The following is a 23,870-nucleotide window of genomic DNA, read 5'->3' as shown; positions in this document are numbered from 1 at the left end:
CGAAATGTAAATCCTGTGACAAGTCATATACCACCCCAAGCTATGCCGAAACTTGCGTGATTGCGTCTAGAGACCGACGCAGAAGCCATTTTATCGAAGCCGTTCAAAGACATAAAAAAACCGCGCCTCCTTTTCAGAGGGCGCGGCTTTGATGTGAAGCAGATGAAGCTTACTGCTGGAAGAGCGACATGATGTTCTGTGCGCTGGAGTTCGCAATCGACAGCGACTGGATCGCCAGCTGTTGCTGCGTCTGGAGTGCAGAGAGCTTGGCCGATTCCTCTTCCATGTCGGCGTCTACCAGACGGCTGACACCCGATTCCATCGCATCCGAAAGCTTTGCAGAATAAGCGTCCTGCAGATCGATACGGGTCTGAAGCGCGCCGATAGCCGCAGCAGAGTCCGTCAGGCTGCTCATTGCAGTTTCGACCGTCGTCATGAATGCATCGATATCGCCTTGGGTAGACATGCTGTTCAGCGCAACGCTCATGACGCTACCGAGAATGCCGCCCTCACCGACGCCATCGACGTTGATCGTGGAGAACATGGCGTAAGAGCCGATGTTGAATTTTGCAGTCGTGACGCTGACGCCACCGCTGGAGTTACGGATGAAGCCGTCCACAACGCTCGCCTGTGTTGAGTCGCCAAGGACCATCCAGTTTTCGCCGGAGAACGAGGCGCCCTGTGCGATGGCGGAAAGCTGTTCCTGAAGCTTGCCGATTTCAAGCTGGATCTGATCCTTGTCGGCAGATTCTTCACTTGCAGTGACGAGCTTTGCCTTGATTTCGTCGACGGCGCTGATAGCGCTTTCCATCGCCGCATAGGCCGTATCGACCTTGGCAGCGCCCACGCCCAGAGCGTCCGAGGCAGCGTTCAGCGCCTTATTGTCGGAGTTCATGGTGGTGGAGATGGACCAGTAGGCGACGTTATCCTTCGCCTGACCGACGCGGTAACCGGAAGAAACGCGGTCCTGCGTATTGGAGAGGTCCGTGTTGATCGAACGCAACGTCTGGAGGGCCGACATTGCAGAGGTGTTGGTCAAAATACTAGTCATCTTCAGGTCGCCCCTTTGGCAAATTCTTTAAGAAGAGACATTCCGGTCATGCCGGGAAACGCAGCAGGCAGCTTCATGCTTACCGACCTGATGGTTCGGTGCGCTGTTTCGATGACCACAGAAAACAGCTTTATGGTTAACAAAACTTTAATGGTAGGAAAGTTTTTACCTAAATGAAGGAAGTCTTAAGCCGCGCCAGCATCCTTAACGATGAATAACATATTGTTAAAAATAGATAATTTCCTAATTTTAAAAATTTAATTTTTCCAAAAAAAAAGCCGCGCAAAAAGCGCGGCTTTCCTATTAGAGCTAGGTCGATTAGCGGAAGAGAGTCATGATATTTTCGGACGAAGAGTTCGCGATCGACAGCGACTGGACCGCCAGCTGCTGCTGGGTCTGGAGCGCCGAAAGCTTTGCGGATTCTTCTTCCATGTCGGCATCGACCAGACGGCTAACGCCGGCTTCGATCGCGTCACTGAGCTTGCTGGAATATTCGTCCTGCATGTCGATACGGGTGGACAATGCGCCCAGAGCAGCAGCACCGATTGTCAGTGTGTCGAGAGCAGTTTCGACAGTCGTCATGAATGCGTCGATTTCGCCCTGTGTGGCAGCGCTTGACAACGAGATGGTCATAACGTCGGCAAGGATGCCGCCGCTGCCAACGCCGTCGGCGATGGAGTTGAACAGAGCGTAAGAACCAGCATTGAATGTAGCAGTCGTAACCTTGACGGTACCGTCCGAGTTACGGATGAAGCCATCGACAACAGTCGTCGAGGAAGCCACGTCACCCTGAATGGCCCAGTTTTCACCGTTGAACGAAGCGGCCTGACCGATTGCAGTCAGCTGCTCCTGAAGCTTGGTGATTTCAAGCTGAACCTGCTCTTTGTCAACGGATGTTTCGCTGGCAGTGGTCAGCTTCGCCTTGATTTCGTTGACGACATCGATCGCGCTGTCCATGGCGGCGTAAGCCGTATCAACCTTAGCTGCACCGACACCCAGAGCGTCTGTTGCCGCATTGAGCGCCTTGTTGTCGGAATTCATCGTCGTGGAAATCGACCAGTAGGCAACGTTATCAGCAGCTTTACCGACCTTTTCACCGGACGAAACGCGGTCCTGCGTCGTGGAAAGGTTTGAATTGATTGTGCGCAGAGTCTGCAGTGCAGACATAGCAGATGTGTTCGTGAGGATACTGGTCATAGTATTGATTGCCCCTTTGGCAAGTACAATTGAAGGGACATTCCGGTTTTACCGGTAAACGACAATCAGCCTCATGCCTGCCGAGCAATATAGTTACTTTTCGGCCGCCGTTTCGATAGACCGATCTAACCTCATTAAGGTTAAGAACTTCCAAATATTATATAAACAAACAGTTAATTTTAAAAAAAATTTAGCAATACTTTATTAACAAATAAAATACGAAAGGCCGGACCTTGCGGTCCGGCCAGTTTTTCGATGATGAAATTCGTATTAACGGAACAGCGTAAGGATGTTCTGCGAAGAGGAGTTCGCGATCGACAGCGACTGGACAGCGAGCTGCTGCTGGGTCTGGAGCGCCGAAAGCTTCGCAGATTCTTCTTCCATGTCAGCGTCAACCAGACGGCTAACACCGGCATCCATCGCGTCGCTCAGCTTGCTGGAGTATTCGTCCTGCAGATCGATACGGGTCGAGAGAGCACCGAGAGCAGCTGCGCCCTTTGTGAGTTCGCCCAAAGCGGTTTCAACTGTCGACAAGAAGCCGTCAATAGCTCCCTGCGTGGATGCGCTGCTCAGAGAAATGGTCATGACCGCGGCCAGAACGCCACCGGTGCCAACGCCACTTTCGATGCTGGAGAACATTGCGTAGGAACCAGCGTTGAAAGTTGCTGTCGTAACCTTGACGCTACCGTCCGAATTGCGAATGAAGCCATCGACAACAGTCGTCGTGGAGGAGTCGTCGGACTGAACAGCCCAGTTTTCACCGTTGAACGAAGCGGCCTGACCGATTGCAGTCAGCTGCTCCTGGAGCTTGGTGATTTCAAGCTGAACCTGGTCCTTGTCAACGGAAGTTTCGCTGGCAGTGGTCAGCTTAGCCTTAATTTCGTTGACGACGTCGATTGCGCTGTCCATGGCGGCATAAGCCGTATCGACCTTGGCTGCGCCGATCCCGAGTGCGTCCGTCGCTGCACCGAGTGCCTTGTTGTCGGACTTCATCGTCGTAGCGATAGACCAGTAAGCTGCACCATCGGAAGCGTCAGCAATTTTCAAACCTGTGGACACGCGGTCCTGGGTGTTGCTGAGGTTCGAATTCACGCTGCGCAGTGTCTGCAGTGCGTTGTTGGCGCTGGAGTTGAAGTTGATGCTAGACATAAGTTGCCCCTTTAAAAAACGCGGTACATGAGAGGGACATGCCGGGTTACAAGTACCGGCGCGAACGGTTCGGCATCATGCCACTCGGTTCCGGTTTTCTTTTTTGGACACCAAACCCGTCACGCAGAGACCAAAATGCGCGGCAAGCATTTCCAAGTTCTTAATTTCGCAGACCTCACGAAACCCTTCGATTTTAATGGTTAATGTTGCACAAACGGTTCAAACCGACGTTAACCCAATTGGCACAGCTGAGCGTGGATTAGACCTGTTTCATGCAAGGTTCGCAGCGTAACATCTGATCGAATTCTAAATAGCCAAAGATCCGATTCCCCTATGGGCCGCTGTCGATGATCGAGCTGGCAAGAGGATAGAACGGGACAAATGTTAAACGAAATCAGCTATTCCGTCGCATCGAAGCATTTCAAAACGGGCCGTTACACCGAAGCCCTCTCGACGCTGAACAAACTGCTCGATACCAAACGTGATGCACGCACCTATGCGCTGCTGGCAAAAACCTGCCTGCAAGTCGGTATGGTCGATCAGGCTGCCACATCCTACGAGCTTGCCTATCAGCAGGATGGAATGGATGCGGAAAGCTATCTCGTTGAAAGCATCAAGCTTTATTTCAATAGCGGGCAGAAGGACAAAGCTCTGGCGCTGTCCAACAAGCTGATCCACAGGTTCCATAAATATCCCGAGATCACCTATATCGTCGGCACGACATTGCTTGAGCGCGGAGAACCGAGGATCGCCCGGGCGCTGAAAAGCATCCTGATGAAAAGTGATAACATCGATCACGTCAAGCTCGGTGCACGTATCGCCATCACCACATGGGATTTGTTCGATCCGAAGGACATCGAGACGGCAAGACAGCTTCTGGCCAAATTGCCACGCCAGCAAGCGGTGCGCCTGATGTATCTCGTCTTCTGCCGCGAACACAGCAAGTTCGATGCCATTGAAAAACATCAGCCGATCATCGATGCCGCCATCGCCTCGGGAGAGACGGCTTTCCTTTCACTGGATGGCACCTTCTTTAACCTGCATTGGACCGGTGACGAGCATATCAACCAGCTTGCCCGCAGCAACACCCCGGTCTTCTCGCCTGAAATGAGCGTCAAGCGGCGGCAGATGCCGCACGAATGGGGCCAGAAGATACGGATCGGTTACCTCTCCTCCGACTTCTTCGACAAGCACGCGACCATGAAGCTGATCCGCCGGGTGCTGGAACTGCACGACCGCGACCGTTTCGATGTCACGCTGTTTTGCCACTCGGACCCGGACCTCATCCAGACGAACGAAGCCGACCGCGAATTGTGGGGCCATGTCGTTACCATCCGTGATATGACGAACGAAGAAGCCCTTGCCGAAATCAAGGCACGCGGCATCGACATTCTCGTCGATCTGAAGGGCCATACCGCCGGAAACCGCACAAAGATTCTCAATATGGGGGCAGCCCCCGTGCAGGTCGCTTGGATCGGCTTTCCAGGCTCCACGGTCAATGTCGATCTGGACTATGCTGTTGGCGACCATTACGTGCTGCCAGACAGTTCCAAGCCGCATTATTACGAAAAGTTCGCTCGCCTTCCGGAAACCTACCAGCCGAACGATCCCGTCAACCGTCCTTTGGCCAGGCAGATCAGCCGCGCAGAGGCGGGACTGCCGGAAGATGCCTTTGTTTTCGCGTCCTTCAACGCAAACCGCAAGATCACACCGAGAACTGTAGAACTGTGGTGCGAAATCCTGAAGCGCACGCCCAACAGCGTGATCTGGATTCTGCACAACAGTCAGGACAGCAAGACGCACATTCTCGCGAAATTCATCGCCATGGGCATTCCTGCCAAGCGTGTGTTCTTCATGGGCAAGCTGGAATTCAGCCTCCACCTCAACCGTATTACCGTTGCCGATCTCGGGCTCGATACCTTCCCGGTCAATGGCCACACGACGACATCGGAACAGCTTTGGTCAGGCCTGCCGGTGTTGACCGTCAAGGGCACGAACTTCGCATCGCGCGTGAGTGAAAGCCTTCTTCATGCTATCGGCACACCGGAACTTATTGCCGAGGACGAAGCGGCCTATGTCGAACAGGCCGTGTCCTACGCCCTTGATCCGGCACCGCTGAAAGAAATCCGCGCCCGTATCGACGCCAACCGGTTCACGATGCCGCTTTTCGACGCGGAACGTTTCTGCCGTCACCTGGAAGCTGCCTATGTCGCGATGATCGACAAGGCGAAGGCAGGCGAAGCGCCCGATCACATCGACGTACCGGCTCTTCCGCCGCGCACTGAGCCATTCGAAGTCCGATAAAAACTATGGGCTGGAAAACCATCGGTTCCCAGCCCATTCTCGGTATAAATTATCAGGCAGCGCCGCTCACAAAGCGGCGCTTTTTGCATTCTAATGGATGTAGCCCATGCGGATCGCTTTCGCGATGGCCTGAATGCGGTTGACGGAATCGAGCTTGATGGTGGCTGAACCGAGATAGGCGTTGACAGTATGAACCGACAGGCCGAGCTTTACCGCAATTTCTTCGCTGATACGGCCATCACCGGCCAGTTGCAGGCAGGCGACTTCGCGTTCGCTGAGTGACTCCGCGGGCGTGACGCGACGCTCATCCAGCGCGAGCAGATCCACCATGATTTCGGTGCATTTGATATGCTGTTCGAGAACCAGTTCATTATCCAGCAGCAGACTGCCACCGCAGAAGACTACATATCCGTTACCGATGGTGCCAAGGCGAACCGGCAGGGCCAGTCCTGCATAAGACAGGTCGTCATTGGCAAGCCTGAGCATGAGGGCGGGAACATCGGGAATGTCCGAAAAACCTGTGCCGCTCTCGCTCTTCCAGATCACCGGCAGCAGTGAACGTTCCAGATGATCCAGCAGGGGTTCACCCATGGCCTGAACCAGATGCGCGCTTTGGTCGCTGGCATTCATGCCCCAGTTTTCGAGCTCGCAAAACAGCTTGCGCTTGTTGGGAAAGCCCGATGCCACTGCCCGCAGGACGACAAAATTCTTGGCCCCAAGAATACGCTGCATGGCCACCAGCTTGGGAAAAAGATCGGAGCGGCTAGTCGAGGTGCCGCTACGCACAGGCGCGCTCTGTCCCAGGTTTGTCGCCTCAGAATCCTTGTAATAGCCCATCCGACGCACCTTCAAACGAGATTATTACGAACCGCATAGGCAATGGCCTCTGAGCGGGTCTTGGTTGCCGTCTTGCGCATGACGCTGGTGATGTAGTTGTTGATCGTGTTGCGGGAGATACCGAGGATGGTCGCCATCTCGTCACTGGTCTTGCCTTCCGCAATCCAGAAAAGGCATTCAAGCTCACGTTCTGTCAGGTCGATGTCGCGCTCCACGCGCGATTCCGCAACGATGCCGGAGCTTGCGAAATAACCCGTCAGCATGGCCGCTTCCCGCAAGCGGTCCTCCACGGGCACGCTGTCTTCAGCAAACAAAAGCAACAGCGAAAAGCGGACGCGACCGACACAGAAGGTCAACGCGCAATATTTGCGATCCAGACCATGGGCAACGACGGCATCGTCAGGCAGGAAGAGCATGCGCGGCTTCAAGAGCGCGAGACACTTTTCCATTTCGCTAACGCGGTTCTGATTGTTGGTGAGCTCAGCGCCCAGGCGTCGCACGAGGTCGAAAGGCCAATCGGAAGTGATGATGAAGTTGAGGCCCGCTTCCTGCAGAAGGTCTTCGCGAGCGAGAAGATAATGCGATGCGCCTGCAAAGGACGCAAGCATTTCCACGGCGGCTGTAACGTTGCCGTCTGAAGCCGCAACCGAGATATTTCGAATGAGTTGATCGCGAGGCAAGGACTTCACCGACCTATCAAACGGCGCAGCCGACAACCTGCGAACATCAACATCCACCTTCAATAGCCTACGCCCTCTTACTCTCCTTTCGGAGATCATTTAGCCGGGATGGAAATCATTTCCATTCAGAAACACAAACACGTACCCACGTTTCGCACCCCTGGTGACCGAATCATTATATTTTAGGAGACGATACGGGAAACGCCATAAGCAGTCGAAGGCAATCCCGCATTTTCATCTCTTTGTCATGCAACCGAAAGCATATTGATGTTCTCGGCCTCGCACAGAGTTGATTTCATTATTCCAACGTAAATTGTCGACTTGATGAACAAAGCGTAAATTACGTTTTAAAACAGAACATGTGCGCCTGCGCGATGCAAGAGATAAAACGGATAAAGGCCGGTTTGAGACCGGCCTTTTTGACTTATGCTGCTTTTTCGATAGCCCACTTGCGGAGGATTTTTGCAGCGCGCTCTTCGCTGATTTCCACCATGCGGGAGAGACGACGTTCCGGTCCTTCGCGCACCCGGCGATTGAAGTCGCCCTCGCCACTGTCTCCGGAGAGAAGGTCGTCGGTGCTGTCGAAGCCGAAGTCCGCACCGAACCCGTCCATGAGACCGCCACCACCGCCTGCGCCACCCAGCGCAGGAGAGAAGTCTGGCAATTCGAGACCGGCAGCATCCGCACCGAGCTCCGCAGTCGCGGCAGAACCGTTGGACATGGAGCGAACGATCGGACGCACACCCAGCCAGACCACGAGGAAGGCGACGGCAACGAAGGCGAGCGAGTTGATGATGCCTGCCGAGTTGCGGCTCAGCACTTCCGTCACGCCCGGGCCGGCCACAGCCTGATCGAGAAGCTGAGTTTCGAGGAAGTCCATCGCGGTAATCGTGACCACGTCGCCACGGGCGGTGGAGATACCGGCGGCGGAGGCCACGATCTTCTGCATCTCTGCCAGATAGGCATCGGTTTTGGCCTGATCGGCAGGTTCGCCGATCATCTTTGCAAGACGGCCCTTGTTGACAACCACGGCAATCGAAATCTTGTCGACGGTGTAACCATTGCGCACGGTCGCAGTCGTCTTCGAGTTGATTTCGTAGTTGGTCTGCTCTTCCTTCTTGGCGCTCTCATCCGAAGACTTCGGACCGCCGCCACCACCCTGTGGGGCAGCCTGCGGAACATTCTGCTCCACGGTCGCAGCCGTATCCGGCGTCGTTTCCTGAGACTTCTGATCTTCCTTGGTCGTGCGCACCGAGCGCTCGACACGTGATTCGGGATCGAAAACCGTTTCCTGAATCTGCTGGCTGTCAGTGTTCAGCTCTGCCGTAACGGTGGAGCGAAAGTTATCCATGCCAAGAAATGGCGCAAGCGCCTTGTCGATCTTGCCTTCGAGTTCCTGCTGAACGTTTTGCGATAGCGTCAGCGAGCGGTTCAGTGCACCGTTACCGACATCATCGCCGGAGGCCAGAAGCTGTCCGGTCGAATCAAGCAGGGTCACGTCATCGACCTCGAGACCGGGAACGGCGGAGGCGACGAGGTGACGAATGGACGAAGCGGCCTTGCGGCCTGCAGAGGTGCTAGCACGGATCATGACGGAGGCAGTGGGCTTCTGCTCTCCACGACGAAAATTGCCGACATCCGGCATGACGATGTGCACGCGGGCAGCGGCAACGCCGTCGATCTGCTGGATAGAGCGCCCGATTTCCCCTTCCAGGGCACGGACGCGGGTCACTTCCTGCATGAAGGATGTCAGTCCGAGCGAACCGACATTGTCGAAAAGCTCGTAGCCAGCATTGGTGCTGTCTGGAAGGCCCCGTTCTGCAAGCAGAAGCCGGGCCTTGCTTGTCATACCAACGGGTACCTGAAGGCTGGTCCCATCCGCACCGACCTGGAAGTCAACATTCGACTCGGCAAGAGCGATGCTGATCTTGTTCAGATCCATGGTTTCGAGGCCAACATAAAGTGTTTCGTAAGCAGGCTTGTTCACATAGAGCGCGGCAGCGAGAATGATTGCCATGGACAGAACGCCCACACCACCCAGCACCAAAAGCCGCGTCTGGCCCAGAGCCGCGAAATTTTTTAAAACCTGTGGGAATTGATTAAACAGATTCATTCTGTCCCGCACCGTCATTCAAAAAGAGTCGAGACCTTTTGGTCCCGATAGCAAATTAGACTGTGAAGCTTGCGCGAGCGTTTCCCGACTGGCTTTTCCAGCAAGGCCGCTCGCGCCATATCGTTAGGCGGCCATGTAGCGTGAGATGATCGATGCGACCTGGTCGGAGGTCAGGGAGCCCATATGCGTGTTCAACAGCGTATCGATCTGCTGGTTGGACAAGCTTTGAAGCGTATCGGTCGAAAGACCGGCGACCCCGGAGGAGCTTAGGGCGGCAATATCGGAGGTGGAGAACTTGCCGATATTTTCCTTCGATAAGGCCGCAATCTGTTTCGAGGTCAAGGCGCCGACCTGCTCGGGCGTCAATGCCTCGCTCTGGCTGGTGGTTAGAACCGCAATCGCGCTGGTCGCCAGACCCGATATTGCGCCTGTGCTGAGGGCGATAATGTCATCCGTCGAGAACAAGGCGATATCTTCGGTACCCAAGGCTGCGGCCTGAATGGCGGTCAGCGCATTGAGCTGCGTGGTCGTCAGGGCATCGACCTGCGCCGTGCTCATCGTCACCACCTGATTATAGCCCAGAGAGCCAACCTGACCCGGCGTCAGAACCTTGATATATTCCGTCGTCAGCCCCGCAATGATCGCCGTCGATAGCCCTCTGATCGCCGAGGAGGCGATAGCGGCAAGATCAGCCGTCGAGAATGTGGACATGCCATCGGTCGTCAAGCCAGACAAACCATCGGCGCTCAAGGCCGCAATCTGCGCCGTCGAGAAGGAATCGAGCTGATCCTTGCTCAGCGCCGCCACCTGCTTGCTGGTGAGGCCGGAAATGCCAGCGGTTCCAAGGCCTGACAGTTCCGTAACGGACAGTGAGGCGATGAAATCGGTGGAGAGCCCGCCAATGGCTGAAGAACTGATCGCGCCGATCTGCGCCGGGCTCAAAGTATCAAGCTCGTCAGCCGTCAGCCCGGAGATCGCGGTGGAGGTAAACGCGTTGATCTGCCCCGTCGACATGATGTGGATCTGCTCGAGGCTGAGCGCCGCAACCTGATCGCTCGTCAGGCCTGCAATACCGCCCGTGCTGAGCGCCGCGATCTGTCCGGTGGAGAGTGCGGCGATATCCGCCGTCTTCAAAGCCGCGACCTGCTGGGATCCGAAGGCCCCGACCTGCGTGGGAGAAAGCGCAGTGATCTGATCGACCGTAAGCGCTGCGACCTGCGCCGTGGACAGGCCTGAAATACCCGCAGAACTCAGTGCGTGGACCATCTCGGTGGAAAGCGCAGCCAGTGTTGCAGTCGGAATGCCGACGATTGCCGCAGAACTGATCGCGGCCAGATCGGCAGTCGAGAATGTCTTGAGATGGGCTAACCCCAGCGCCGCCAATTGTCTGGAACCAAGTGCGGCGACCTGATCGCTGGTAAATGCTTCCACCTGATCAGGGCTGAGAGCTGCAATCTGGTTGCTCGTCAGGCCGGAAACGCCCGACGTACTCAAAATGGCGATCCTGCTTGTGGACATGGCCGCCAGAGCTGCCGTGGACAGACCTTGAATGACATGGGACGGCAAAGCGGCCAGATCATCGGTGGAAAAGAGATCGATATCGTCGGCGCCAAAGGCCGATAACTGCGCGGACGACAAGGCAGCGATCTGCGTTGGTGTCAGCGCCTCGACCTGATCGGTCGAGAGCTTGTCGATCTGCCCTGTCGAAAGACCGGCAATGCCCGCCGTACTCAGCGCCATGATCTGTGCCGAGGACAGCGCTGCAATGCCTGCAGTACCAAGTGTAGCAATCTGTTTGGAGCCAAGCGCGCCCATCTGAACGGTCGTGAGCGCTTCCAACTGCTTGCTGGTCAAGGCTGCGACCTGCGTCGTGGTCAATCCCGCGATGCTTGCCGTTCCAAGAATGGCAATACGTTCTACGGGCAGAGCGGCAATCGTGTCCGTGGACAGGCCGCTGATCGCAGTGGACGTCAACGCCGCAAGTTCATCTGTTGAAAGCGCTGCGAAATCATCGGCACCGAAGGCGCTTAGCTGTGTCGATGTCAACGCAGCAACCTGCACCGAGTTGAAAGCCTCGATCTGAACGACCGAAAGCGCGGCGATCTGATCCGTCGTCAGCCCGCCAATGGCGGCCGTGCTCAAGGCCGCGATTTGGGTGGCGGACAAAGCGCTCGCTCCGGCGCTGCCAAGTGCCGCCACCTGTTTGGAACCGAGAGACGCGATCTGCGCCGTCGTCAATCCCTGTAGCTGAGCGGACGTCAGCGAGCCGATCTGCCCGGTCGACAGGCCGGGTATGCTGGCAGACCCCAGAGCTGCGAGCCTGTCTGCTGACAGACCGGCAAGCGTGGTTGAAGAAAGACCAAGGATTGCGCTGGATGTCAGTGCTGCGAGTTCGGCGGTCGAGAAGACGGCAAGATCGTCCGAACCCAGCGCGCTCACCTGCGATGATGTTAAAAGTCCGACCTGCGCCGTATTGAACGCTTCGACCTGCACGGTCGTCAATGCGCCAATCTGCTCTGCCGTCAGACCTGGGATGCCCGCGGAACTCAAGGCAGCGATCTGACCCGTCAAAAGCGCGGCAACACCAACCGTTCCAAGCGCGGCGACCTGCTTGGAACCAAGAGCTGCCACTTGCACCGTCGTCAATGCTTTAACCTGATCGGTCGTCAGGGCTGCAAGCTGCGTTGTTGTCAGACCAGGAACACTTGCCGGTGACAAGGTTGCTATGACGGACGGGTCCAGTTTCGCCAGCGTTTCGGTTGAGAGACCGGAAACGCCATTGCTGGAAAGCGCCGCAATATCTTTTGTCGAGAATACAGCGAGATCATCCGTACTCAGAGCCGCTACTTGTGCGGAGGTAAGCGCCGCGACCTGCACTGTTGTGAGCGCTTCTGCCTGTTCGGTCGTCAAGGCCACAATCTGACCTGTAGAAAGGCCGGTGATGCCGTCCGAACTCAAAGCGGCAATCTGGCTCGTTGTCAGTGTGGCGACACCGGCTCCAAGTGCTGCAACGTGCCGCGACGACAGGGCCGCAACCTGGGTGGTCAGAAGTGCCTTGATCTGGATGTCCGTCAGCGCTGCGACCTGACGGGTCGATAGGCCGCTAATACCGCCCGTACCCAGCGCCGTCAATGTTGAGGTGGACAGCGTTGCAATCGTATCGGACGACAATCCGGCAATCGCCTGTGAACTGATCGCTCCAACGGCGGATGGGGAAAGAGAATCGAGATCGTCCGCGCCGAATGCAGAGAGCTGCTGAGAAGTCAGAGCTGCAATCTGTTTGGTCGAGAGTGACGCGATCTGACCCGTGCTCAAGGCGGAAATCTGGCTAGTGGTCAGGCTTGCCACAGCATCCGTGCTCAAGGACGCGATCTGGCCGGCTGTCAGCGCAGCAATGGTGCTTGTCGGAAGTGAATCGATGATGCCGATGTTGAGCTTTCCAATTTCTTCATTGGAAAACTTCTTGATATTGTCTGCTCCCAAAGCGGTTATCTGGGCAGTTGTCAGCACACCAACCTGAACCAAGGTCAGGGCTTCAGCCTGCCCCGTGTTCAACGTTGCGATCTGCGCGGTCGTCAGACCAGAAATACCCCCCGTGCTGAATGCCGCGATCTGCCCTGTCGAAAGCTTGCCGATATCGTCAGACCGAAGAACAGAAACCTGGTCAGCCGTGAGGGAAGAAACCTGCTTGGTCGTCAACTTCTGAACTTGCTCAGCGGTCAGGGCAACAACCTGCTTGGTGGTCAATCCGGAGATGCTGGCCGGGTTCAAGGAAGCGATATCCGTAGACATGGCAACCAATGCAGCCGTGGACAGGCCGGATATTGCGCTGGAACTGATGGCTGCAAGTTCGTCTTTGGTGAAGTTCTTGATGTTGATGTCTTTGATGGCTTCCAGCTGGTCGGCACTCAGCGCGCCAATCTGCGTGCTTGTCAGCGCATCAACGCTCTCGCTGGAAAGTGTGCCAATCTGCTGTTTCGAGAGACCGGAAACTCCCGCTGTCGATATAGCGGCAATCTGTAGTGTGCTTAGAGCCGTTATATTGCCGGTACCAAGTGCTGAGATTTGAGCAGAGCCCAACTGGCCGATCTGCTCTTTGGAAAGCACCGCCAATTGCTCGGTTTTCAGCGCCGCCACCTGGCGGTCCGTCAAACCTTTTACCGCCGTCGTGTTGATACCCGAGATTTGTGTCGTGGTGAGCGATGCAAGTTCGGCAGGACCGATGGCGGCAATCTGAGCAGAGCTCATGGCCGAAACCTGATCCTTGCTGAGGGCGGCCAATTGATCGGTATTGAGGGTGTCGATCTGGTCGGATGTCATGCCCTTGAGCGACGTCGTAGACAACTTCTTGATCTGGTCTGCCGTCAATGCTTTGACGACGGCCTCACTCAGGCCCGATATCGCACTGGAATTGAGCGCGGCGATATCTGCCGTTGAAAACGTCGCAATATCATCCGCACCCAGGCCCGCTGTCTGGCTCGATTTCAACGCGCCGATCTGAATCGTGGTCAAGGCATTGACTTGAAGTGTTGTGAGAGCTGCGATCTGATCGGACTTGAGGCCCGCGACTGCTTTGACGTTAAGAGCCGCGATCTGGGCGGTCGATAGCGCTCCCAAAGCATCATTCGACAGGCCAGCGGCACCGGATGCGCTGATGCCGACAATGGCTTCAGCGGACATGCCCTTGATGTTTTCAGCCTTCAACCCGGCAATTTGCGCGGAGCTGAGAGCTGCGACCTGGGATGAGGACAGAGCCGCGATCTGGGTGCTTGACAGTGCGGACATCTGATCCGCACTCAGGGCGCCCAGAGTTCTCGCCAGTATCGACGAAATCTGTTTGGTATCCAAAGCAGCGATAGAGGTTGACGTCAGGGCCGACACTTGTGTGGAGCTCAGCGCCTTTATCTGGTTGGTCGACAATGCCGCAACCTGCGTTGAACTCAAGGCTGCGATTTGCGTACTCGTCAGTTTTGATATCGCACTTGTATTCAATACAGCGATGTTTTCCGCTGTCAGCGATGCCACGACAGAGTCCGAAAGCCCTGTGATTGCCCTGCTGGTGAGAGCGGAAACAGCAGACGTCGTCAGAGCGTTCAGGTCAGTCGCATCCAGAGCAGCAAGCTGTGTTGCGGTCAGCTGACCGGCTTGCGCGTTCGAGAGCTTGCCAAGCATCTCGCCGGAAAGCGCGTTGAGCTGGTCTCCCGTCAACCCGGCTATGGCGGCTGTGCTGATGGCTGCTATTTTGTCGGATGTGAGCGCGGCAACGACCGCGGTGCTCAGTCCCTGAATGGCTTTGGATCCGATTGCGGCAATATCAGCCGTGGAAAATTTGGCGATATCGTCTGTTCCCAGAACGCTCAGTTGCGCGGAACTGAGCGCCTTGACCTGTGCCGGGGAAAGCGCTTCGAGCTGTTTTTCGGTCAGCGCAGCAACCTGCGCGGTCGAAAGGCCAGCGATGGCCGATGTGCTGAGAGACGTGATCCGGTCTTCTTTGAGAGAGCTGAGATAGTCCGTCGTCAGCGACTTGATCTGCGTGGTTTTGATCGCGCCCAGCTGCCTGCTCGTTAATTCGGCCAGCTGATCAGATGTCAAGGCAGCGAATTGCTCGGAGGAAAACACGGCGATGGCCGCGGTGCTGAGAGAGGAAATTTTATCCGCCGAGATACCTGCCACGGCAGCCGTGCTGAGGCCCGCTATCGCCTTGGTCGAAATCGCAGCAATTTCATCTGCCGTGAATTTATTGATTCCCTTAGCGCTGATGGCTCCAATCTGGGTGGAGCTCAGCACTTTGACTTGCACTGCGGTTAGTGCTGCGATCTTTTCGTCGGACACGGACAGTGCGGCCAATTGATCGGTCGTGAGTTTGGCAACCGCGCTGGTGGAAAGCGCCGCGATCTGGTCTGTCGTCAGCTTGGCGATGGCGTCCGGATCGAAGCCGGAAATTGATTTTCCTGACAAGGATGCAAGCGCCGAAGCGTTGAAAGATGAGATATCGTCTTTCGAAAAAACCGACGCCTGAGCGGACGTCAATGACGCCAGTTGCGTAGAGGTTAAAGCAGAGAGTTGAAGTGCGCTGAGTGCCCTGATTTGATCAGTCGTGAGCTTGGAGAAAGTATTGGCACTGATCGCTGCTACTTGTTGCTCCGTCAAAGCCGCAACGGTATCTGCGCTCAGACCCGCTACCGCGGCACTGGTGATCGCTGCCATGTCCGCAGTTGAAAAGGTCTTGATCTGCTCATCGCTTAGGCTTTGAATCTGCGTGGAGTTCAGCGCCTTGACCTGAGTCGCCGTCAGCGCCTCGACCTTTTCGTTCGAGAGCTTTGAAAGCTGCTCCGTCGTCAGGCCTGGAATGGCTCTCGTTCCAAGGGCTGCGATTTGAGTTGCGGAAAACCCTGAGAGATTTTCGGCCGACAGGACTTCAACCTGTGTCGATTTAAGGACGCTGACCTGTTTCGTCGTCAAACCGGAGAGCTGATCTGCCGACAGGGCGGCAATCTGTGATGTCGTGAGGCTGGCGATAACTGCCGTACTTAACCCGGCGATACCAGATGAAGAGAGGTTACTCATATAATCAGGACCGAGGGCCGTGATCTGGGCGGCTTTCAACGCGGCAACCTGACCAGATGTCAGCACATTGACCTGGTAGGAGCTTAACGCACCGAGCTGCTCGGTCGTCAGCCTGGAAACAGCATTTGTATTCAACGATGCGAGCTGTGCATCCGTAAGGGACGTGAAGACCTCGACACTCATGCCGGGAATGGCGCTTCCGCTGAAGGCGCTAGTCTGTTCCGTCGAGAGCAAAAGAACAGACAAGGTAGTCAAGCCTGCGATACCCTTGCTAGAGATCGCCGCCATATCTGCCGTTGAGAATGTCTGGAAATCTTCTGGGTCAAGCGCCGCGATCTGATCTGAACTCATCGCTCCAATTTGCGCAGGGGTAAGCGCTTCAGCTTGGTCCGGCGTCAGTTGCCCAAGCTGCTGGGGAGTCAACGCTGACACTTGCCCCGAACTCAAAGCTTCAAGAGCAAGTTTGTTCAGAACGGTGATCTGGTCCAGCGTCAATCCGACCATGGAGCTGGTTGAAATGGCGCTGAGCTGCTTGGGGCTCATAGCCTGAACGTCTTCTACTTCCAGAGCACCGATCTGTTCGGCTGAGAACGCGCTGATCTGTTTGGAAGACAGGACCTTGACCTGCTCGGTCGACAGCGCCGCCATATCTTCCGTAGACCAGCTGGCAACCGTCGCCGTGGACAGTTTCATGATTTGGCTGATGGAGTAAGAAGGTATGATCGATGTCATGTGCAGGCCTTGGTCGCGAGTTCAAATATCGAAAACAAACGGTCGAGGCCGCAGGACCTCAGACGAAGGCCGGAACACAAACGCGCGTTCGTCCCGACCCCTTGTCACGCAGAACACCACTTGGCCAAAGGTCAAAGGCAGCATCCCCCGTTGACAATCCTAGGTTTGGTTGCTTGCGCGAAGCTTTCAGTTTTTCCGAAATAAAAACCCTGAGTATCCTTGGTCAGGGCGCAGTTGTGTTTCCCGCAATGCGACCAGCACTGCGGCTCAGAGACCCCAACATTTACATTGGCTGATACTTGATACCGATTGTTAGAGCGGAGGGTTGAGAAACGAAGGCATTGCCTCTTGCTTTTCTGCAAGCGCAAGGAAGAGGCGCGATGTATCCAGCGCTTCCCGGATCGTCACATCCATGTCCAGATACCGGTACGTCCCGAGCCGCCCCACGAATGTTATGCCGTTCTCGTCATTGGCAAGCGAGACATATTGAGCAAGCTGCTCTTTTTCCTTCACCAGACGTATGGGGTAGTAGGGAACATCATCCGGGCCGCATTCACGGGAAAATTCACGGTAACAGACTGAACTCTCGTGCTTTTCCCAAGGTGAGAAATGCTTGTGTTCCGTGATGCGGGTATAGGGAACGGAGACTTCTCCGTAATTCATCACCGCACAGCCCTGATAATCGCCCTCATAGGTGAAGCGTTCAAAATCAAGCGTGCGATAGCCCAGGCGGCCATTGGTATAATCGAAATAGCCATCGAGTGAGCCGGAATAGAAGGTGTGGTCGTAACCGCTCACATCATCCCGCGTGAAATTGCTGTTCAGGTGCACACGAATATTGGGATGATCGAGAATACGCTCGACCATGGGCGTGTAGCCGGTTTCCGGCATGCCCTGGAATTTATGGAAGAAATAGTCATCGTCGTAATTGAAACGAACCGGCAGGCGCTTGAGGATCGACGCGGGCAAATCCGTTGGCGAGCAACCCCATTGTTTCTGGGTATAGCCTTGGAAAAATGCCTCATAGAGATCGCGACCGACGAAGCGAAGCGCCTGCTCCTCAAAAGTCTGAGGGTCTTCGATGGTCTTGTCAGCCTGCGTCTCAATAAAGTCCTTCGCCTCATCCGGACGGAAAGTCTTGTCGAAAAACTGGTTGATAGTGTGCAGGTTTACGGGGAGCGAAAACACCTGACCCCTGCTCGTCGTTTTCACGCGGTTCTTGTAGGGCATGAACGTCTGGTGGCGGTTGACGTATTCCCACACCTCGGCATCATCGGTATGGAAGATATGCGGGCCATAGACATGAACCATCACGCCCGTCTCGGCATCCCGTTCCGTGTGGCAATTGCCGGCGATGTGATCGCGCCTGTCGAAGATATCGACCTGATGACCCGCTTGCGCGAGTTCGCGACCAATAACGGCACCGGAAAGCCCGGCTCCGACAATAGCAATCTTCTTGGACTGAGACACTCTCGACCTGCCTTGTAATGATATGTCAGAGCGCCCTGCATTCCCGTTGAATGCTGCGACGCCCTGATTATTCCGTTGCCTGCATGAAAACGGCTTCGATTTTGGCTCTTAAGCCGTAGCGGAGGCCTCGCTGGTCCACAACCGCTTGTCGAACGGTATGGCGGAGAATTCGTGCCATTCACGCAGTTTCTGGAGATATCGTGCGCGATAGCTCTGCTCATCGACGAATTCCAGATTTTCCAGAACGAGTTCAGCGCCGATTTCGTAATAGATGTCCAGATTGCTCAAATCCGGGACCGGCGTTTCTCCACGCTCGGCCTCTCCCTGCATCTGCCAGTACAGCTCTTCCAGACGGCGCGCCGCTCCCGGAATATCGCGCAGAACGCTCTTGTCGCGGTTGGCCTGAATCTTGTCTCTGACGATTTTCAGCGTTGCAGGCGCCTTGGCATAAGCGATTGCCTTGGCGACATAGTCCTCGGGACCATCGCAGATCAGTTCAGGCACGCCGGTTGCGGCCACAACGCTGCTGCAGAAGCGAGCGGCAAAGCTCTTGCCTGGGAAGGTGAGAACCGGAAGTCCGACCGTCAACGAATCCGCTGCCGTCGAATGCGCGCCGTAGGGGAAGGTATCGAGGAAGAGGTCCGCGACCGCGATGCGTGCCAGATGCTGTGGATTAGCTGCCTTGGGCGCAAAAATGATGCGCTCCGGTGCAACACCAGCCGCTTCAGCCAACTCCCGCAGACGTTCGTCGGCTTTCTGGTTTCCGCTCAGCAGCCAAAGCACGCTACCGGGCGTCGCCGTCAGAATTTTCATCCATTGATCGAAGGTGCTGGCGTTGATTTTCTGCATGCCATTGAAGCAGGCAAAAACGAAAGCGTCCTTTGGCAGTCCTGCCTGTTCACGCGTTGGCTTTTCGGCGATGATACGCTTGCGGTCGATAGGCTGGTTGCAAGCGATGCGCAGGACCTTTTCCGTGTAATAGATTTCGCTTTCGACCGGGACGATCTGCGGATCGGCAATCATATATTGATGGAACGGGCTGCCCATCGAGCCGGGGTAACCACAGAAGTTGACGATGACAGGTGCCGGGCGATAGCCAAAAATCTTCGTTCTGGCGTGTTTCGTGTAACCATTGACGTCGATGAGAACATCAACTTCGTCTTTGGCGATCTGACGTGCAGCTTCTTCATCGGAAAGCCCACCAATCTCCCGCCAGACATCCACAACAGCCTTCATACGTGTTTGTGTTGGGTCGTTGGCAACAGGGTCACCGCAATAATAGGCGTAGATTTCAACGTTTTTCTTGTCGTGCAATTCCAGCACTTCGCGAAGCGCAAAACCGACGGCATGGTCACGCAGGTCCGAAGACACATAGCCGACGCGCAAGCGCGCACCCGTTCCGGACTTCTGCTTGACCTTGTTGCGCGGGAAATTGCTGAGGTTGAGGCGACCGACGAAACCCTTGTTATATTCCCAGGCCTTGGCAAGCTGGAACATCGGATCGTCTGAATAACATCCCAGTGTCAAAGGCGACATGGAATCGATCAATTGCCGCTTGGTGATGTGGCTGGACGGGCTGATGATCGGCCACTTGCACTGACGCTGACGAATGGCGCTCCAGTGCTGCCCGGTTTCCGTCTTGTCGGGGCGCAGTTCCATGGCCTGCCAGAGGACCGTTTCTGCTTCCTCGAGCAGGCCCGCATTTTCCATGACGCGGCCAATGTGCTGCAGAGCCATGACGCGGTAGGACAGACGGTCTGCCGTAGTCTCTGCCGTGCTGCTGGTAAAGTTTTGCCACTGCATGATGGCCTGCGGGGCCAGACCACTGTCTTCATAAGCACGGCCCAGATTGATGTGAGCAGGCCCGAACAGGGGATCGACCTTCAGTGCCGCCTGCATGGCGTTGATCGAGCCCGGGAGATCATCAAGCTGGCGCAGGATGACGGAGTAGTTGAAATAAACCATCTGGATTCCGGGGTGGGAATCATTGAATGCCAGCCAGGTCTTGTAAAGCATCACGGCATCGGCGTTACGACCTTCCGCGCTCAAGGTTTCAGCGAATTTCAGCACGTCCATCAGAGCCAGACGCTGCGTTTTCGCCAGCTCCAGCAGATTTTGCAGAAGCGAATTGGAAAATTCCCCATGTGCGACAGTATTCATCAATCATAACCCCGGAGCTGGCGTGCACGATGGCAACAAGCCGCTATCTGTTTAGAACCGGTGTCGAGATTAATACTTTGAAGCTTGTGCGGCGCTTTACTTGCACGAAAACCGTGCGTTTTGTCGCCTTATCCAACACATTTTTCGTTACACAAAGGCAAAAGGGCACCACAAGTGTGCCTTTCTCTCAAATCTGGCATCGATTTACTGGCCGATTCTGACCAGACTAAAACAGGTCGAAATCGCCGGAAGCCTTGTCGAGTGGCTGCGAATGGCCATGGCGCAGTCCAGCACCGAGAGCTTTTTGCATTTCTGCAAGCTTGACGAGGCTGAGTGCCGTGGAAACATCGACCGCCCATTCCAGCGGAATAGAGCCGGTGATCGTGTCGATGAATTCCGCAAGGCCGCGCGTTTTCTGAACCGCAAGATCGATGCCTTGCAGGAGCCGCATGCCTTCGGTCGAGACTGCACCATTGGTCGCTTCAAGCAGTTGCGGCTCTATACGCTCGATGAGGTAAGCCACGTCGTGCAATTCGGAAACGACCCGCATCAGAACGTCGGGAAGCGCCTCTTCGAATGCTGAAAATTCCGCGTTCTCTGCGATCTGCATGAATACTCCGTGGCCAATATGCCGGACCGAAAAGAAAAAACCTATTCCGGCCCGATGCTGAAACAAAATGATGGAACGGCGAGAGCAATCGCTTTGCGCGCCGTTTAGAAAAATTCGATGTCGCTTGCCGCTGGCTTTGGTGCCGGTGCGGGGCGTCTTTCCAGTGCAACCGTCGACTGCGCTTCGGCACCGCTAAGCGGATGCTGACGCGCGCGACCGGAGACCGGCCAGAACTCCACCTTGCGGCCTGAGTCCCCGCCGGTCGATTGCCCGAGAAGACGAATGCCTTCGTCCTTTAGAAACTGCACCGCGAATGCGGCATTCTGCTCGCCGACATTCGAGAAGCTGGCAATCGTCTTCGCCCCGCCGAAGATTTTTGCCTCGAGACGATCACGGCGTGCCCCCTGCTTGAGCAGGCCGTTGATCAGCAGTTCCATGAGATGCACCCCGTAACGGGTCGCATCTCCACCCCCCATACCCCCCGTACCCGGCAGCAAAAAATGGTTCATGCCGCCGACGCCCGCAACAGGGTCTCTGAGACACGCAGCCACGCACGAGCCGAGAATGGTCGTTAAGACCACATCGGGATCGTTGGCGATTTTATATTCGCCCTGGATAATGTGCACGCGCTTGGCTGCGGTTTCGATCATTTCAAGGATCCAAATACGGCTTCGATTGCCGCCTTCATCTTGTCGATGGAGAATGGCTTGGCCAGAACATTGTTAGCACCCAGCTGGGCGGCCTTCTGAACCAGCGCGCGGTCGCCCTGCGCAGTCAGAATGATAAAGGCTGCCTTCTTGGTGGTCGGGTTCGTGCGAACCGCCTGCAAGAAGCCGAGGCCGTCCATCTTCGGCATGTTGAAGTCGGAGATGACCAGATGATGGGGCTGCTGCTCCATGATCTTCATGCCCTGCTCGCCATCGCCAGCGGAGGTGATCTGCTTGAAGCCGAGCTGCGTCAGTGCATCACTGAGCAGGAGGCGGCTTGTGACCTGATCGTCAACGATCAGAACTTTGATTTTTTCTGCAAGAGACATTAGTCGGAACCTTCTTTTCGGGCAGCAGTAAGTTTCAGAATTTCTTCGCCGATGGCGTTGAGCGGAAGCTGTTGTTCAACCGCACCAAGCTCATGGGCGACCCTCGGCATTCCATAAACGACGCAGGTTTTTTCGTTCTGGCCGACGGTACGCGCACCGGCGTGACGCATTTTCAGCAAACCGGCAGCACCGTCGCGACCCATTCCGGTCAGGATGACGCCGACCGCATTGCGTCCGGCAAGTTCAGCCACGGAATCGAACAGAACGTCCACCGATGGTCGATGGCCATTAACAGGTTCTTTTTCCAAAAGCCTGCAACTTGGTGCGGAATGATTAACGACCTGCAAATGCCGCTCACCGCCGGGTGCGAGGTATATTTTACCGGTCTGGAGCCGTGCCCCATCGGTTGCCTCTTCCACCACAGGTGCGCAGAGCCGGTTGAGACGTTCGGCGAAGCTTTTCGTGAAGGTCGATGGCATGTGCTGGGTGATGACCGTGGGCGGGCAATTGGCCGGAAATTTCTGCAGAACAGAAATCAGAGCCTCCACACCGCCGGTCGAAGAACCGATGGCCACGATCTTGCGACCGACGCGGTAATCGCTGACAGCCATCGGCGCCGCGATAGCAGGCTTTTCGGTGGCGACGTTGCGGTAGCTTTGGTGCTGCGAACGTGCCGCTGCCTTGACCTTTTCCGCCAGATCGCCGAACGGCCTGCTGTCACCGGGTGCCGGTTTGCCCACGCAATCGAAGGCACCGATTTCAAGCGCCGCCAGAGATGCGCCGGCACCGCGATGCGTCAGGGTAGAGACCATAATGACCGGCATGGGCCGAAGCCGCATGATCTTTTCCAGAAACTCGAGGCCGTTCATTTCCGGCATCTCGATATCCAGCGTCACGACATCCGGATTGAGTTCCTTGATCGCCGCACGCGCTTCCATGGCATTGCCTGCCTGACCGACCACGTCAACATCGGGGTCAGCCTTCAGGACAGCCGAAATCAGCCCACGCATGGTGGGTGAGTCGTCAACAACGAGAACCCGTGCCGGTGAAGTCATGCTTTCCTCCCGCCGGGTTTGCCGATGAAGCGATAGGTGGTGATGCCGGTATTGTCGAACAGGGCCTTTGGATCACCCGAAACACGCTCGGAGTGGCCGATGTAAAGATGTCCGCCTTCCGGCAACAGACCCGCAAAACGCGACCAGATTTTCACCTGTGTCGGCTCATCGAAATAGATCACCACGTTGCGGCAGAAAATCACGTCGAAACCGCCCTTGAAGGGCCATTGCGTCATGAGGTTCAGCTCGTTGAAAGTGATCAGCTTCTTGACCTTGTCGCTGATCTGGTGCTTGCGGCGACCACCGACATCGACGTCCTGAAACCATTGCTTACGCATGGCCGGAGAAACAGTTTCGAGCGCGTTCTCGTCATAGACCCCTGCTCTCGCCTGCGCGAGAATCTTGGGGTCGATGTCGGTTGCCAGAATCCTGAAATCGTAATCGGCGGCGTTTGGAAACATCGCCAGAACCGTCAGCGCAATCGAATAGGGCTCCTGACCGTCGGAGCAGGCAGCAGACCAGATACGAACGCGACCACCCGTCTTCGCCCGGTTGATGAGGCCCGGCAGGACTTCATCGCGCAGATGTTCGAAATGGTGGTTTTCGCGGAAGAAGCGGGTGAAATTCGTCGTCAGATGCGACAGCATTTCCCGGCGCGCATGCGCGCCTTCCTGCGAGGAAACCAGGGTGCAATATTCCCGGAACCCGGACAGGCCAAGATTGCGGATGTGTTTTGACAGTCGCGAATAAACGAGCGACGCCTTTGTGTCGTTCAGATAGATGCCAGCATCGGCATAGATCATCGCGGCGATTTCGGACAGGTCGCGGCGTGTCAGCGGATATTCTCCGCTGGCAAGCACTTCGTCCGGTGATAGGCGTTGATCGTTAAACTTGAGCGCTGTCATTCAT

The 23,870-nt window shown here is 55.9% G+C and carries 15 protein-coding genes; 1 reads left to right on the top strand and 14 read right to left on the bottom strand.

Annotated elements, in window-relative coordinates; genetic code table 11:
- Positions 1-169: 169 nt before the first annotated feature.
- The 3 genes from AC27VJ_RS02245 to AC27VJ_RS02235 all read right to left on the bottom strand — a co-directional run bounded on the left by AC27VJ_RS02245 (position 170) and on the right by AC27VJ_RS02235 (position 3,397).
- Positions 170-1,051, bottom strand: a complete 882-nt coding sequence (locus AC27VJ_RS02245; RefSeq protein WP_113089710.1) for a flagellin N-terminal helical domain-containing protein — start codon at positions 1,049-1,051, stop codon at positions 170-172.
- A 318-nt stretch (positions 1,052-1,369) separates the two neighbouring features.
- Positions 1,370-2,248 carry a flagellin N-terminal helical domain-containing protein gene (locus tag AC27VJ_RS02240; RefSeq protein ID WP_488682644.1) on the bottom strand — a complete coding sequence of 293 codons (879 nt, stop codon included), beginning with the start codon at positions 2,246-2,248 and terminating at the stop codon, positions 1,370-1,372.
- A gap of 270 nt (positions 2,249-2,518) precedes the next feature.
- Positions 2,519-3,397 carry a flagellin N-terminal helical domain-containing protein gene (locus AC27VJ_RS02235; RefSeq protein WP_488682643.1) on the bottom strand — a complete coding sequence of 293 codons (879 nt, stop codon included), beginning with the start codon at positions 3,395-3,397 and terminating at the stop codon, positions 2,519-2,521.
- Between the two features lie 381 nt (positions 3,398-3,778).
- On the opposite strand from AC27VJ_RS02235, the gene AC27VJ_RS02230 reads away from it, so the two are divergent.
- The gene (locus tag AC27VJ_RS02230) at positions 3,779-5,701 is read left to right on the top strand and encodes an O-linked N-acetylglucosamine transferase, SPINDLY family protein (RefSeq protein ID WP_488682642.1); all 1,923 of its coding nucleotides are present in this window, start codon (positions 3,779-3,781) and stop codon (positions 5,699-5,701) included.
- Positions 5,702-5,791: 90 nt separating this feature from the next.
- Here the strand turns inward: AC27VJ_RS02230 and visR are convergent, their stop codons facing one another.
- The 11 genes from visR to cheR all read right to left on the bottom strand — a co-directional run bounded on the left by visR (position 5,792) and on the right by cheR (position 23,866).
- On the bottom strand, positions 5,792-6,538 hold the full coding sequence (visR, locus tag AC27VJ_RS02225; protein ID WP_488682641.1) for a transcriptional regulator VisR: 747 nt from the start codon (positions 6,536-6,538) through the stop codon (positions 5,792-5,794).
- Between the two features lie 11 nt (positions 6,539-6,549).
- Positions 6,550-7,281 carry a transcriptional regulator VisN gene (visN, locus tag AC27VJ_RS02220; RefSeq protein ID WP_353576918.1) on the bottom strand — a complete coding sequence of 244 codons (732 nt, stop codon included), beginning with the start codon at positions 7,279-7,281 and terminating at the stop codon, positions 6,550-6,552.
- A 361-nt stretch (positions 7,282-7,642) separates the two neighbouring features.
- Positions 7,643-9,331 carry a flagellar basal-body MS-ring/collar protein FliF gene (gene fliF / locus AC27VJ_RS02215; protein ID WP_353576917.1) on the bottom strand — a complete coding sequence of 563 codons (1,689 nt, stop codon included), beginning with the start codon at positions 9,329-9,331 and terminating at the stop codon, positions 7,643-7,645.
- Between the two features lie 123 nt (positions 9,332-9,454).
- Positions 9,455-16,630: a beta strand repeat-containing protein gene (locus AC27VJ_RS02210; RefSeq protein WP_488682640.1), complete on the bottom strand. Its 7,176-nt coding sequence runs from the start codon at positions 16,628-16,630 to the stop codon at positions 9,455-9,457.
- Between the two features lie 312 nt (positions 16,631-16,942).
- The gene (gene glf, locus AC27VJ_RS02205) at positions 16,943-18,100 is read right to left on the bottom strand and encodes a UDP-galactopyranose mutase (protein WP_488682639.1); all 1,158 of its coding nucleotides are present in this window, start codon (positions 18,098-18,100) and stop codon (positions 16,943-16,945) included.
- Between the two features lie 108 nt (positions 18,101-18,208).
- The gene (locus tag AC27VJ_RS02200) at positions 18,209-20,260 is read right to left on the bottom strand and encodes an O-linked N-acetylglucosamine transferase, SPINDLY family protein (protein WP_488682638.1); all 2,052 of its coding nucleotides are present in this window, start codon (positions 20,258-20,260) and stop codon (positions 18,209-18,211) included.
- A gap of 226 nt (positions 20,261-20,486) precedes the next feature.
- The gene (gene cheT / locus AC27VJ_RS02195; RefSeq protein ID WP_113089700.1) at positions 20,487-20,870 is read right to left on the bottom strand and encodes a chemotaxis protein CheT; all 384 of its coding nucleotides are present in this window, start codon (positions 20,868-20,870) and stop codon (positions 20,487-20,489) included.
- Between the two features lie 104 nt (positions 20,871-20,974).
- On the bottom strand, positions 20,975-21,520 hold the full coding sequence (cheD, locus tag AC27VJ_RS02190; RefSeq protein ID WP_113089699.1) for a chemoreceptor glutamine deamidase CheD: 546 nt from the start codon (positions 21,518-21,520) through the stop codon (positions 20,975-20,977).
- A complete protein-coding gene (gene cheY2, locus AC27VJ_RS02185) occupies positions 21,517-21,906 on the bottom strand; it encodes a chemotaxis response regulator CheY2 (RefSeq protein ID WP_042618009.1) in 390 nt (129 codons plus the stop codon). The genes cheD and cheY2 overlap by 4 nt, the downstream gene beginning before the upstream one ends.
- The gene (cheB, locus tag AC27VJ_RS02180) at positions 21,906-22,961 is read right to left on the bottom strand and encodes a protein-glutamate O-methylesterase CheB (RefSeq protein ID WP_488682637.1); all 1,056 of its coding nucleotides are present in this window, start codon (positions 22,959-22,961) and stop codon (positions 21,906-21,908) included. The genes cheY2 and cheB overlap by 1 nt, the downstream gene beginning before the upstream one ends.
- On the bottom strand, positions 22,958-23,866 hold the full coding sequence (gene cheR / locus AC27VJ_RS02175; protein WP_113089697.1) for a protein-glutamate O-methyltransferase CheR: 909 nt from the start codon (positions 23,864-23,866) through the stop codon (positions 22,958-22,960). The genes cheB and cheR overlap by 4 nt, the downstream gene beginning before the upstream one ends.
- Positions 23,867-23,870 lie beyond the last annotated feature (4 nt).

The sequence above is a fragment of the Agrobacterium sp. 20P9.1.2 genome, assembly GCF_057799395.1.
Note: the sequence above shows the minus strand (reverse complement) of the source record. Positions and strands in the feature narration are given on the sequence as shown.